General features: G+C 51.5%; 12 protein-coding genes. 2 read left to right on the top strand and 10 right to left on the bottom strand.

Annotation, left to right across the window (positions count from 1 at the left end):
• The first annotated feature begins 160 nt into the window (after positions 1-160).
• Both pykF and lpp read left to right on the top strand, forming a co-directional pair.
• The gene (pykF, locus tag ACLHV9_RS10440) at positions 161-1,582 is read left to right on the top strand and encodes a pyruvate kinase PykF (protein WP_028017267.1); all 1,422 of its coding nucleotides are present in this window, start codon (positions 161-163) and stop codon (positions 1,580-1,582) included.
• Between the two features lie 309 nt (positions 1,583-1,891).
• Entirely contained in the window at positions 1,892-2,128 is a 237-nt protein-coding gene (lpp, locus tag ACLHV9_RS10435) for a murein lipoprotein Lpp (protein WP_001082307.1), read from the top strand.
• A 60-nt stretch (positions 2,129-2,188) separates the two neighbouring features.
• Here lpp and ACLHV9_RS10430 read toward each other — a convergent pair whose 3' ends face one another.
• The 10 genes from ACLHV9_RS10430 to ACLHV9_RS10385 all read right to left on the bottom strand — a co-directional run bounded on the left by ACLHV9_RS10430 (position 2,189) and on the right by ACLHV9_RS10385 (position 12,551).
• Positions 2,189-3,202 carry a L,D-transpeptidase family protein gene (locus ACLHV9_RS10430; RefSeq protein WP_407220429.1) on the bottom strand — a complete coding sequence of 338 codons (1,014 nt, stop codon included), beginning with the start codon at positions 3,200-3,202 and terminating at the stop codon, positions 2,189-2,191.
• Positions 3,203-3,299: 97 nt separating this feature from the next.
• Complete coding sequence (gene sufE, locus ACLHV9_RS10425; protein WP_028017265.1) at positions 3,300-3,716, bottom strand: cysteine desulfuration protein SufE; 417 nt, start codon at positions 3,714-3,716, stop codon at positions 3,300-3,302.
• A gap of 14 nt (positions 3,717-3,730) precedes the next feature.
• Positions 3,731-4,951 (bottom strand): cysteine desulfurase SufS, encoded by a 1,221-nt coding sequence (gene sufS, locus ACLHV9_RS10420; protein ID WP_108090121.1) that lies wholly within the window; start codon positions 4,949-4,951, stop codon positions 3,731-3,733.
• Positions 4,948-6,219, bottom strand: coding sequence for a Fe-S cluster assembly protein SufD (gene sufD / locus ACLHV9_RS10415; RefSeq protein WP_108090122.1), 1,272 nt, complete (start codon positions 6,217-6,219; stop codon positions 4,948-4,950). The genes sufS and sufD overlap by 4 nt, the downstream gene beginning before the upstream one ends.
• Complete coding sequence (gene sufC / locus ACLHV9_RS10410) at positions 6,194-6,940, bottom strand: Fe-S cluster assembly ATPase SufC (RefSeq protein WP_028017262.1); 747 nt, start codon at positions 6,938-6,940, stop codon at positions 6,194-6,196. Before sufC ends, sufD begins: the two co-directional genes overlap by 26 nt.
• Positions 6,941-6,949: 9 nt before the next feature.
• Positions 6,950-8,440 (bottom strand): Fe-S cluster assembly protein SufB, encoded by a 1,491-nt coding sequence (gene sufB, locus ACLHV9_RS10405; protein ID WP_028017261.1) that lies wholly within the window; start codon positions 8,438-8,440, stop codon positions 6,950-6,952.
• An 8-nt stretch (positions 8,441-8,448) separates the two neighbouring features.
• A complete protein-coding gene (gene sufA / locus ACLHV9_RS10400) occupies positions 8,449-8,817 on the bottom strand; it encodes a Fe-S cluster assembly scaffold SufA (protein WP_028017260.1) in 369 nt (122 codons plus the stop codon).
• A 390-nt stretch (positions 8,818-9,207) separates the two neighbouring features.
• Positions 9,208-9,873, bottom strand: coding sequence for a hypothetical protein (locus tag ACLHV9_RS10395; protein WP_133175279.1), 666 nt, complete (start codon positions 9,871-9,873; stop codon positions 9,208-9,210).
• 541 nt (positions 9,874-10,414) lie between these two features.
• On the bottom strand, positions 10,415-11,143 hold the full coding sequence (locus tag ACLHV9_RS10390; RefSeq protein WP_108090125.1) for a MerR family transcriptional regulator: 729 nt from the start codon (positions 11,141-11,143) through the stop codon (positions 10,415-10,417).
• Positions 11,144-11,330: 187 nt separating this feature from the next.
• Positions 11,331-12,551, bottom strand: coding sequence for a diguanylate phosphodiesterase (locus ACLHV9_RS10385; RefSeq protein ID WP_108090126.1), 1,221 nt, complete (start codon positions 12,549-12,551; stop codon positions 11,331-11,333).
• Between the last annotated feature and the right edge of the window lie 309 nt (positions 12,552-12,860).

Raw genomic sequence — 12,860 nt, 5'->3', positions numbered from 1 at the left:
TGGGCTGTCACTCAGGCACACTTTCTTCTGCACGCTCATTTGATGTCTCCTATCCTTAGTGCGTGTCATATACTCTTTTGCAACACAGGTTTGACTCCGCGGCGGTGCGCCCCAGGAGCGAGATTTCCATATCCTTCCCAACTTAAAGACTAAGACTGTCATGAAAAAGACGAAAATTGTTTGTACTATCGGCCCGAAAACCGAATCTGAAGAGATGCTGAGCAAAATGCTGGATGCCGGCATGAACGTGATGCGTCTGAACTTCTCCCATGGTGACTACGCAGAACACGGTCAGCGTATCCAGAATTTGCGCAACGTGATGAGCAAGACCGGTAAAAAAGCCGCGATCCTGCTGGATACCAAAGGTCCTGAAATCCGCACCATCAAACTGGAAGGCGGTAACGACGTCTCTCTGAAAGCAGGCCAGACTTTCACCTTCACTACTGACAAATCCGTTGTCGGCAACAGCGAAATCGTTGCTGTGACCTATGAAGGCTTCACCAGCGACCTGTCCGTCGGTAACACCGTACTGGTAGACGATGGTCTGATCGGTATGGAAGTCACCGCTATCGAAGGTAACAAAGTTATCTGTAAAGTGCTGAACAACGGCGACCTGGGTGAAAACAAAGGCGTTAACCTGCCGGGCGTTTCCATCGCGCTGCCAGCACTGGCTGAAAAAGACAAACAAGACCTGATCTTCGGTTGCGAGCAAGGCGTTGACTTCGTTGCAGCCTCTTTCATCCGCAAACGTTCCGACGTGGTTGAGATCCGTGAGCACCTGAAAGCGCACGGCGGCGAGAAGATCCAGATCATCTCCAAAATTGAAAACCAGGAAGGCCTGAACAACTTCGACGAAATCCTCGAAGCCTCTGACGGCATCATGGTTGCACGTGGCGACCTGGGCGTTGAAATCCCGGTTGAAGAAGTGATCTTCGCGCAGAAGATGATGATCGAGAAATGTGTTCGCGCGCGTAAAGTGGTTATCACTGCAACGCAGATGCTGGACTCCATGATCAAAAACCCACGCCCAACCCGCGCAGAAGCAGGCGACGTGGCAAACGCCATCCTCGACGGTACTGATGCAGTTATGCTGTCTGGCGAATCCGCGAAGGGTAAATATCCGCTGGAAGCAGTGACCATCATGGCCACCATCTGCGAACGCACCGACCGTGTGATGAAAAGCCGTCTGGATTACAACAACGACAGCCGTAAACTGCGCATCACTGAAGCGGTGTGCCGTGGTGCAGTTGAAACTGCAGAGAAACTGGAAGCGCCACTGATCGTGGTTGCCACCCAGGGCGGTAAATCTGCTCGCGCTGTGCGTAAATACTTCCCGGATGCGACCATCCTGGCACTGACCACCAATGAAACCACTGCTCGTCAGCTGGTACTGAGCAAAGGCGTTGTGCCTCACCTGGTGAAAGAAATTGCCTCTACCGATGATTTCTATCGCCTGGGTAAAGAAGTGGCTCTGGAGCTGGTTGATCGTGGCCTGGCTCAGAAAGGTGACGTTGTGGTTATGGTTTCTGGTGCACTGGTACCAAGCGGAACTACCAATACAGCATCTGTTCACGTGCTGTAATAATTCCCGAACGAATTAATTTTGGTAAAAAGCGCCCCTCGGGGCGCTTTTTTTATTCCTGGCATTAGCCAAAGTCATTCAAAATGCAAATCGGGTTTTTCTATTTAATTGCGAATTATCTAAGATGAATCCGATGATAAATGCCTTTTTTTACATAGATTTTTGCCCGAAAAGGGCTGATTCGATGCTTCTTTGAGCGAACGATCAAAAATAGGGGTATTCCCATCAAAAAAATATTCTCAACCCAAAAACTTTGTGTAATACTTGTAACGCTACATGGAGATTAACTCAATCTAGAGGGTATTAATAATGAATCGTACTAAACTGGTACTGGGCGCGGTAATCCTGGGTTCTACTCTGCTGGCTGGTTGCTCCAGCAACGCTAAAATCGATCAGCTGTCTTCTGACGTTCAGACTCTGAACGCTAAAGTTGACCAGCTGAGCAACGACGTGAACGCAATGCGTTCCGACGTTCAGGCTGCTAAAGACGACGCAGCTCGCGCTAACCAGCGTCTGGACAACCAGGCTACTAAATACCGTAAGTAATAGTACCTGTTAATAAAATGGCGCACATTGTGCGCCATTTTTTTTGCCTGCATCAAACTGCTACTGCGTCACCTTCTCCCCTTCATCTTCCGCTACGGCAGCAGACGCCTGACTGTTCTGCACCGACAACACGTTATTACTGGCTGATGGCGCGCTACCCGACGATACAACAACCGGGATCCCGGCACGGCGTGACAGGGCCTTATTGATAAGCGTTTTATCACTTCCCACCTGAGAAACAAATGTCGCAAAGTCTGCGGAGTGCGTGATTGGCGAAACCTGCGGGTTTTCCCCCTCAACCTGCGCCAGCGGACGGTGGACTTCAATATAGCGTTTACCATCCGGTTCGACGGAAAACTTCACGGGCTCATTGATAATCTGTACCCGCGTGCCAACCCGTACCTGTTCAAACAGAGCTTTAATATCCGGGGCGTTCATCCGCATACAGCCAGAGCTGACCCGAAGGCCGACGCTGTCCGGCGCACTGGTGCCGTGGATCAGGTATTCCCCATTACCCACGCCTAAACGCAGTGCAAAGCGTCCTAGCGGGTTATTCGGCCCGGCGGGTACAACCGGAGGTAATTTAATCCCCTGCTCCAGAGAGCGTGCTCTGATGCCCGGTGTTGGTGTCCAGGTGGGATTAGGGATTTTCTGGCTCACCCGCGTGGTCGTGACGGGTGTTTCCAGCCCCAGTTGTCCAATGCCGAGCGGAAAAACCTGAACAATGTTTTCTCCCGGCGGGAAGTAGTAGAGCCGAAGCTCAGCGAGATTCACCACAATCCCCTCGCGGGGCGTATCCGGCAACAGCATTTGCGACGGAATGGTAATAACGGTTCCCGGGGCAGGGTTTATCGGCGCAATAGTATTGTTGGTTTCCAGGATCACCTGGGCTGCAGTATTAAACCGGCGGGCAATGGTCTGCAGCTTATTATCCCCTTCCTGTATCGTGTAGGTTTGATTTTGCCCAATCAGACGACTGCCTGCGGGCGGCAATGGGTAGTCCATCGCGCGGGCCGAATTAAGAGCACCGAGCGAACCAAGGAGTAATAGAGTTATGAGAAACGCGCGCTTCATGCTGAGATTCCTTATTCACTGACAGAACGTCAGAAAGCTGAAAAACCAGCGAGGCGGGAACCACCTCGCGAAACAGAATGAATGCTGTTTTATAAGTCTAGCTAAGGATTGCAGCTTTAGCGCGAATGGCGCGAATCATCGCTTCGAGTCCCTGGGAACGGGAGGGGGTGAGGTGTTGAGTCAGAGCCATTTTTTCAAACCACGGGCGGACATCAAACGCAACAATGTCCTGCGCCGACATCTGGTGATAAAGAATAAACACCACGGCGATAAGCCCTTTTACAATCGCTGCATCGCTGTCGCCGTGCAACTGGATTGTGCCGTCGTGAGTTTGCTCCATCACAATCCACACCTGGCTCTGGCAGCCCTGAATAGTATTCTCCGGGTTATGCGCCTCTTCACTGAGCGGGGGTAAACGCTGTCCCAGCTCAATAATATAGAGATACTTCTCTTCCCAGTTCGCGCAACGCCCGAAGTTACGCAGCAATTTATCTTTATCCGGCAACTCTGCCATATTTTGCCTCTCCGTTAGCCCAGCAGCTGGTGAATACGTTTTAGCCCTGCCACCAGTCTGTCGACCTCTTCCATTGTGTTGTACATCACCAGCGACGCGCGACACATTGCCGGCACCTGGTAAAACGCCATCAGCGGCATGGCGCAGTGGTGTCCGGTACGGACCGCAACGCCGTAGTTATCGAGAAAACTGCCCACGTCATAGGCATGGTGTTTCCCGAGATTAAACGCGATCACCCCTTGCCGGTCAGCAGGTCCATAGAGGGTCAGATCCGGCACGCTGGCAAGCTCCGCAAGCGCATAGTGCATCAGCAGCTGTTCGTACTCCTGAATACTATCAAGGCCGATCGCGGAGACATAAGAGACCGCCGCCCCCAGTCCGATAATCCCGCCTGTGTTAGGTGTCCCCGCCTCAAAACGCCACGGCGCACGGGCGTAGGTAGTCCCTTCCGACAGGCTGACGGTGGCGATCATCGACCCGCCGCCTTCCCACGGCGGCATCGCCTGCAGGATGTCCTCTTTCACATACAACACGCCAATCCCCGTTGGGCCATACAGCTTATGCCCGGAGAAGACGTAGAAATCACAGTCCAGCGCCTGAACATCAACCGTGTGGTGCATTACCGCCTGAGCACCGTCAATCAGCACCTTCGCGCCGGCCTGATGGGCTTTCCCGACAATCTCTGCGACCGGGTTTTCCGTCCCCAGTACGTTGGAGACCTGAGTGACCGCCACCAGCCGGGTTTTATCGTCGAGTAATGCGTCAAGCTGCTCGAGCTGCAGCGTCCCGTCTTCATTCAACGGAATGACCCGCAATTGCGCCCCCACACGCTCACAGAGCATCTGCCACGGCACAATATTGGCGTGATGCTCCATCTGGGTGATGATGATGTTGTCACCTGCGTGGACCTGCGCGTTGCCCCAGCTGTTGGCGACAAGGTTGATCCCCTCCGTGGTACCCCGCACAAACACCAGCTCTTCCGGTGACCGTGCATTGAGAAAGGCGGCTATTTGCGTACGCACATTCTCCATGCGTTGAGTCGCTTCAGCACTCAGCGTGTGGATCCCCCGATGCACGGCGGCGTAGCCATGACGGTAGAACTCGGCTTCCGCATCCACCACCTGATTCGGCTTCTGTGCGCTGGCCGCACTGTCCAGGTAGGCCAAAGGAAGACCGTTTACTTCACGGGTCAGAACCGGAAAATCTGCCCGCACTTTCTCTACGGGAAAACTCATACTTCGCCTCCAGGCAGACGCTGACCAATACGGGCCAGCACCTGCTGTTTTAACAGGCCATCGTGCAACGCTTCCGTCAGTTCGGCGGCAAACGCATAGATAATCATTTTCTGCGCCGCCTGCTGGTCGATGCCACGGGAACGCAGGTAGAACATCTGCTCATCATCAATCCGCCCGACCGTCGCACCATGGCTGCATTTCACGTCGTCGGCGTAGATCTCCAGTTGCGGCTTGGTATCCACTTCCGCCAGTCGCCCCAGCAGCAGATTGTTATTGGTCATCTGCCCGTCAGTTTTAATCGCGTGTTGCGCCACGTTAATCAGGCCATTAAACACCGCACGCCCTTTGTCGCTGACAATGGTTTTGTGCAACTGACGGCTGTTGCAGTAGCCCTTGTTGTGTTCAAGCCAGGTGCGCGTGTCGCACACTTCCGCTTTGACCGGCATCGCCAGGCTGTTGATGCGCAGCGTGGTGTTTTCACCGTTAAGCTGCGTGCTGGTGTTATGGCGCAGCACGGCGCCACCGAGTAGAAAACTGTGGCTGTAGGCTGCGGCATCCTGACCGAGCAAAATATCGTTATGGGCGAAGTGGTGACTCTGCGCATTCTCAAACGCCAGCTTGATATGGTGAAGATGGGCATTGGCGGCAACGTTCATCGTCAGACGCGATCCGGTAAAGTGTCGGATATCGTTGAGACTGACGTAATGCTCAATCACCGTGGCTTCCGCCCCCTCAGCCAGTTCAAGATGATGGCGGTAGTGAGCCGTGTTGATCTCGTCGCCGTCCAGCCCCTGGGTGATATGCATCAGCAACAGCGGTTTGGCCGGGCGCTGGTTACGCTTCACATTAATATGCGTCACAGATTGCGCCAGACTTTCAGTGAGATGCAGAAACACTTCCGGCTGAACTGCTGTCGTCAGGCTCTGACGATCGTCGTTAATCGCGATGCCGAACCCGCTCTCCTGCGTGTCATCGCTCAGTTCCGGGCGGAACTGACCATCGACAAACACCAGACGCACGGCATCCACACTCAGTGCCAGCGCATCGCGCTGCACCGGGGTGATATCCGCCAGACGGGTGACAAACTCGCCGTTCATCAGGCCATCAAGCGGGGTGTATTTCCAGTTCTCATGCTTTCGCGAAGGCAGGCCGAGACGCAGCATCTGCTGTAAATGCTGCTGCGCTTGCTCAGAGCGTGTCTCACCCTGGGCTTCAAACAGTCTGTGCCACTGCTGGAGCGCATTACTGCTGTTCGGTAAGCCAGCCATAACCCTGCTCCTCCAGTTGTTTAACCAGCGTAAAATCACCCGATTTCACAATGCGCCCCTGGTAAAGCACGTGGACGTAGTCCGGCTTGATGTAGTCAAGAATACGCTGATAGTGGGTGACGATAATGAACGAACGCTTACCATCGCGAAGGGAGTTAACGCCGTCAGCGACAATCTTCAGGGCGTCAATATCCAGACCGGAGTCGGTCTCATCCAGAATGCACAACGCGGGTTCCAGAACCGCCATCTGCAGGATGTCGTTGCGTTTTTTTTCACCCCCAGAGAAACCAACGTTAACCGAGCGGGTGAGCAGATCCTCCGGCATTTTCAGCAGTTTGATCTTCTCTTCCATCAAATCCTGGAAATCGAAGCGGTCCAGCGCCTCCAGGCCGCGATACTTGCGCACCGCATTCAGCGCCGTTTGCAGGAAGAACTGGTTACTGACGCCAGGGATTTCTACCGGGTACTGGAAGGCCATAAAGATGCCCTCTCCCGCACGATCTTCCGGGGACATTTCCAGCAGATCTTTGCCGTTAAATTCGACCGAGCCGTGGGTCACTTCATAATCTTCACGGCCTGCCAGCGTCGCTGAAAGCGTACTTTTCCCGGAACCATTCGGCCCCATGATGGCGTGAACTTCACCCGGTTTGACATCAAAATTGAGGCCACGCAGGATCGCTTTGTCTTCCACGCTAACCTGTAAATCTTTAATACGTAACATGTGCTTTCCTTAACCGACGCTGTGTTCAAGACTAATGGCGAGGAGTTTCTGGGCTTCAACGGCAAATTCCAGCGGCAGTTCAGAGAACACGTCCTTACAGAAGCCGTTCACAATCATCGAAATAGCATCTTCTTCGCTGATCCCGCGTTGCAGGCAGTAGAAGAGCTGATCTTCCCCAATACGCGACGTCGTCGCCTCGTGCTCAAGCTGGGCGGTATTGTTACGACACTCAACGTACGGGAAGGTATGCGCCCCGCAGTCCGCGCCAATCAACATCGAGTCGCACTGGGTAAAGTTGCGCGCATTGGTGGCCGTCGGCATGATTTTCACCAGACCACGATAGCTGTTCTGGCTGTGTCCGGCGGAGATGCCTTTCGAGATGATGGTCGACCGGGTATTTTTCCCGATGTGGATCATCTTGGTCCCGGTATCGGCCTGCTGATGGCCACTGGTCAGCGCCACAGAGTAGAACTCACCGATGGAGTTATCCCCACGCAGAATGCAGCTCGGGTATTTCCAGGTGATAGCCGAGCCCGTTTCTGACTGGGTCCACGACATCTTGCTGTTTTCACCTTCGCACAGCGCACGTTTGGTCACGAAGTTCAGGATGCCACCGGTATTGCCGTCACCCGGGAACCAGTTTTGTACCGTCGAGTATTTCACCTCGGCATCTTTATGGATGATGACCTCCACCACCGCCGCGTGCAGCTGGTAGCTGTCACGCACCGGGGCGGAACACCCTTCGATGTAACTGACATAGCTGCCCTCATCGGCCACCAAAATGGTCCGTTCAAACTGACCGGTTTTTTCGGCGTTGATGCGGAAATATGTCGAGAGTTCCATCGGACAGCGCACGCCTTTCGGCACATAGATAAAGGTACCGTCAGAGGCCACCGCCGCGTTGAGCGCCGCAAAGAAGTTGTCGTTAGAGGGCACCACGGTCCCAATGTACTTTTTCACCAGTTCCGGGTGCTCGTGAATGGCTTCACCGAAGGAACAGAAAATGATCCCCTGCTCTGCCAGCTTTTCACGGTAGGTGGTTGCCACTGAGACGGAGTCAAAAATGGCGTCTACCGCCACCTCTTTGCCCTCACGTACGGGCACGCCCAGCTGGTTGAAGGCTTCTTCCACCTCTTTGCTGAGGAAGCTGTTTTCAGCGCCAGTCTGCTGTACTGCGCCAGGCTGAGAGGCACATGTATCGTCGCAACTGCCGCAGGATGGCGCTGAGTAGTAGCTGTAGTCCTGATAATTCAGCTTGTCATAATGCGCTTTCAGCCAGTGCGGCTCTTCCATCTCCAGCCACGCGCGGTAAGCGCTCAGGCGAAACTCCAGCATCCACTCTGGCTCATTACGTTTCGCCGAGATCGCCCGCACGACATCTTCGTTAATGCCTTTCGCCAGCTCGTCGGTCTGCAGCTGGGTGAAGAACCCCTCTTTATAGTTGAGGTGCCCCCCGCTCCAGGTATTTACTTCACTCGTTGCTTCAGTATTACGAGACATAGTTCCGCCTATACCCCAAAGCTTTCGCCACAGCCGCATTCGTTCTGGGCTTTCGGGTTGTGAAATTTGAACAGCTGGTTTAAACCTTCCCGTACGTAGTCCACTTCTGTACCGTCGATAAAGGGCATGGCCTGCAGCGCGACGTACAATTTTGCGCCGTCGGTCTCGAAGACCAGATCATCTTTCTCGGGTTCGGTGACGGTATCAAGCACGTAGCCGAAGCCTGCGCATCCCGTCTGTTTGACTCCAAGGCGCACGCCGAGGATCTCGGGCTTTTTCGCCACCAGCTCGTGAATATGTGCCGCCGCCGCTGGCGTGAGCGTTAAACCGCGCCAGGTAAAATCGGCAGGATTGAAGGTTTCTGAATGCAGTTCCATAGGTCCACCTCATCTGATTAGCCATCAGGGCATAACACCATGTTAGTGATAACGATTATCACTTCAACCCTCTGGCAGCAGGGGCATTCGGCTAAACCGCCCTTTTTGGCTACTTTTATTAAGCATAGACCCTGTTGCGACAGGCCGGAGGGATGGATTTAATTGTTCAATACATTGATAAATAATGTATTATTCATCCAAAAACACGAAGGAAGAGGAAAAAATAAAATATGCATCGGAAATGCCTATTTTTAAGATAGATTTTTGTCTTGCAGTGAACAACGGGCAGGCAGCATATGTAAGCACCACCCTGGAGATGGCGCTTATTCAATCATACCGAATGGCCTGGCCTGGAAGATTTACACTATATATCGGCAAAATAAAACGTGTTTACACTTCACTATATGCGGGAGGTGCAGAATCAAACAATAAACCCAGTGTATCATAGGCAGGGGGTAAATTTAGATTTTCAACGGCAATGCGCGGACCTTGTCGGCGTGGTCTAAAGAGTTGAGAGGCCTCGGCATAATCTGGTAGGGCATGCAGAAAACGGCTTCGCACCGAACGTTCAAAATGATTGATAAAGGTTTTATGCACAGTGGAATCAAGATAATATTTAGCCACCGTCTGGCTTGGTCTCCTAAATATAACACCCGAACTTCCCCCCCAACTTAAGCGATATGCTCTTCTTTTCGTAAGCTTAATTCTAGCTGTAAACCCACCTTCCTTGTTGAGCACAAGTTTTATTGTGCCTTTCAATTTACGGCTATCACTATTATAGAACGCGCTAAATTTGTTATTACTTTGCCAGCCATCTACTAAAATATCTTGTTGGCGCAAAAAATCTTCGAAAAATCCCTTTTGCGCGTTTAAGGCATCTCCTGGAGTAAATGAAGAACCGTCTGTGGCAACTGCTGAAACAACATTTCTACCAACCTCCAAATCCATCATCCCTTCGACTCTGTTCATTGCCTGTCCGGCAACTTCCATTTCTTCAGAGGCTCTGCGAACATTACGCCCAACAAAACCTGCAAAGATGAAAATAAAATCCAGCAATGGACCATGCCCGGATGCATCAGTGTTATTAATGCTATCACCACTGCAATAGGCAAAACCGTTCCCCCCCCGGCGTCAAATGGGCTCATGTTATCCTGGCCAGTAAAACGTTTCAGAATGGGGTTAAAACCACGGTAACCATTTCCCAGAAGATAACTATTGCTTACATCAGAACGCCGCTGGCCTGAATAAAAAATGCTATTTTTCCTCATCCTATATAACCTCATAATTTAATTTATACTCAACCTTAGGAAAAATACTTTGAAAAATACAAACTATCCCCCAAGGATTCCGCCCTGAGAAAAAGCAATCAAAAATACTTACGGTACTGAAGATAAATCCGTGATAGCTAATCGCAGGCTAATGACATTATTTTCCGAAAAAAAGTAGAGTATTGTGCTTAATGAACATCAATTATTCTATTTTTTGTACGCTATTGTATTATGGCATTCGAAATCAACGAACCGACGCCGCTCGATTGACGAAACAGGTCAGGTGATGACGAAATCTAAAGCAAAAAGGCCCTTCCGGACCCCTTAGTTTAAATATGAAACGACACAGAGAAACCCTGTTCACGCCAGTGATCGAGCTGTTCCTGCTGGCGAGGCGTTGGGGATTTCCCCGTCCAGACGAAGATTTTTTGCCCCGGGAAAAGTTCCGGACGCGGTGAGTCAATAGGTTCCGCCAGCACATCAATATGCCAGCCTTTCTGCGATAAGCGTGCGGCCTCAAGCCACAGATGAGTACGGTCCTCGCATTCCCAGCCAATAAGCAGCGCGTCTTTACCCGCTTTCTTGCGGGACTCCGCCAGGCTTGCAATCGCGAATTCAATCAGGACGCCGTCAAGCAGGCTTGCCATGTGACGCACGGTGTTCTGGTCCTGATTCATTCGCTGGCGGACGGGAGAGATGATGTTATCAATCAGTGCATCCAGCGCGTGATCGCGGCGGAACTCACCAATTTTGGCGCGCAGCTTTGCCGGGCTGGCGTAACGCAAAACGGTCATCATCTCTTCCTGGAATGAAACCCAGTTACCCGGAGTCAACACGTCCTTATTTTCCAGTAAGGCTTTGACTTTTCCGACCGAGACGCCGCTTTTCATCAGGCGCTTGATCTCTTCAATACGCAGGATATCTTCATCGTCAAACTGACGATGACCCCCTTCGCTACGCTGCGGCTTCAACAATCCATAACGGCGCTGCCAGGCACGCAGCGTAACGGGGTTGATACCGCATCGTTCGGCCACTTCGCCGATACTGTAATAGGCCATTAACTCCCTCACGCACAGTACTTCCATACCTAACTGCACCAACCTTATCAGATTGTACAAACCATTTGTATAACTAAGACCTCGTTTTAAGCAGGTGATTGCGTTACAAGCCATTTACCTGTTAATACATTGTTGTATAAATTTTACCGTTCGTACAGTCACGTCAGTCGAACTGTGTACAGCTTTTTCAGAACTCGGACTTTTTCTCTGGCCACGCAATAGCCGGAATTCCGCCATGCCGGGGGCTGGCAAAAAGGTGTCCCTGAAACTGAGAAATTCCCGCAGATTCCAGCCACATCCACTCTTCCGCCTTCTCCACGCCGACCGCGCAGAACTGAATTTCAAGGGAGGTACAGCACTTGATAATCGCCTGAATAATGGCTTGTCGAGGGCCGCTTTTGTGAACGTTCGCGACCAGATCGCGATTAATCTTAATTCTGTCCGGCTGGAACTGTGCCAGTAACTGTAACCCTGCAAAACCGGCACCAAAGTGATCGATCGTTACACTGATACCCGCACTTTTTAACTGTCTGACCGAATGGGTAAATTCTTCGAAACGGGAAATGGCTTCGCTCTCCGTAAACTCCACCACAATTTGCTCGGGCACAAAGCCATTTGCATCAATCGTGGTGAGCAGGAAGTCCACGGCATTCGGAACATTAACCAGCGTCATAGGTAGCAGGTTGAGGGATAATGTCTGGTCCTGTAGCCCCAGCGCGCTGGCCATTGAGAGCGCAACCTGCTTGCTGTGCAAATCAGATGCGTACACGTCGTCACGTGGGCGGTTGGCGAAGTACACACCTGGTGAATCCCCGGATGGTGTGCGGAGAAGCGCCTCCCAGGAGACGACCTGCTGCATGAACGGATCGACGATGGGTTGAAACGCAAAACTGCAGTCCGCTCCTTTTGCCACCACCTCAGGTTGCGCGGATAGCGGTGTTTCTTCGGGGATAAAATCCCATGAATCCGCCGGAGGCAATTCAAAATAGTTGGCTTTCTCAGTGGCCTCGACAAAGGTGCGGAAAAACTGCAAAGGACGGTCATTGTATGTCAACTGATAACGTGTGGTGCCTTTGTTAAGCACCTGCTGAAGTACCTCTTCCCTGTCGAACTGGCGCAAATCAAACAGCTCCATACCCACGTTGCCAAAACGCCGGGTAGGCCCGTGATCGCGCATCAACTCCACCACGTTATGGTGGCGTGCGTCCTTACAGATCTGCTCATAGATTGACGAAACGTGTTCGACTGGCCCTTCGAGCAATTGAAAAAAATGAGTGCCGTTAAACAGCAAGATCCCCGTGACATTGGATTGCCGGTTTTTACTATTTGCAGCAGCGACCATTTTTTCCAGCGCTTTCACTGGAACGTCCTCGCAAATATGACTGCGGTAAATGATGGTTGTAAGCATGCTATTCCTGGGGGGGTTAAGGTTCTGACCACAAAAACATGTGGATACGGATCTTTTATAGCACATTAATTGCCTGACAAATAATTTACAACTCAATCATTTACGCCGTTTAATGATTCCTTTTTTTGCGCCGTACAACTTAAAAGTGCCGCTCTGATTTGTATAATATATCTTGTAGAGATACCGTTTCACGAAAATCAAATAACACATTGAAATAATAGAAGTTAATTAAAAATATCACAAATAAATCAAAAATCTGTACATTTTTAATGTACAGATTTGCGAATTATGTATACCTTAAATGTAACG

This window comes from Enterobacter sp. CPE_E890 (genome assembly GCF_046521475.1).
Lineage (GTDB): Bacteria > Pseudomonadota > Gammaproteobacteria > Enterobacterales > Enterobacteriaceae > Enterobacter > Enterobacter adelaidei.
The sequence above is the reverse complement of the archived record's forward strand: the minus strand, read 5'-3'. Positions and strand labels throughout refer to the sequence as shown.

Coding starts and splice junctions, on each gene's coding strand:
- sufE (WP_028017265.1), bottom strand. CDS start 3,716: ATGGCAGAGTTGCCGGATAAAGATAAATTGCTGCGTAACTTCGGGCGT.
- sufA (WP_028017260.1), bottom strand. CDS start 8,817: ATGGAACTGCATTCAGAAACCTTCAATCCTGCCGATTTTACCTGGCGC.
- sufC (WP_028017262.1), bottom strand. CDS start 6,940: ATGTTACGTATTAAAGATTTACAGGTTAGCGTGGAAGACAAAGCGATC.
- sufD (WP_108090122.1), bottom strand. CDS start 6,219: ATGGCTGGCTTACCGAACAGCAGTAATGCGCTCCAGCAGTGGCACAGA.
- lpp (WP_001082307.1), top strand. CDS start 1,892: ATGAATCGTACTAAACTGGTACTGGGCGCGGTAATCCTGGGTTCTACT.
- ACLHV9_RS10385 (WP_108090126.1), bottom strand. CDS start 12,551: ATGCTTACAACCATCATTTACCGCAGTCATATTTGCGAGGACGTTCCA.
- pykF (WP_028017267.1), top strand. CDS start 161: ATGAAAAAGACGAAAATTGTTTGTACTATCGGCCCGAAAACCGAATCT.
- sufS (WP_108090121.1), bottom strand. CDS start 4,951: ATGAGTTTTCCCGTAGAGAAAGTGCGGGCAGATTTTCCGGTTCTGACC.
- ACLHV9_RS10390 (WP_108090125.1), bottom strand. CDS start 11,143: ATGGCCTATTACAGTATCGGCGAAGTGGCCGAACGATGCGGTATCAAC.
- sufB (WP_028017261.1), bottom strand. CDS start 8,440: ATGTCTCGTAATACTGAAGCAACGAGTGAAGTAAATACCTGGAGCGGG.
- ACLHV9_RS10430 (WP_407220429.1), bottom strand. CDS start 3,202: ATGAAGCGCGCGTTTCTCATAACTCTATTACTCCTTGGTTCGCTCGGT.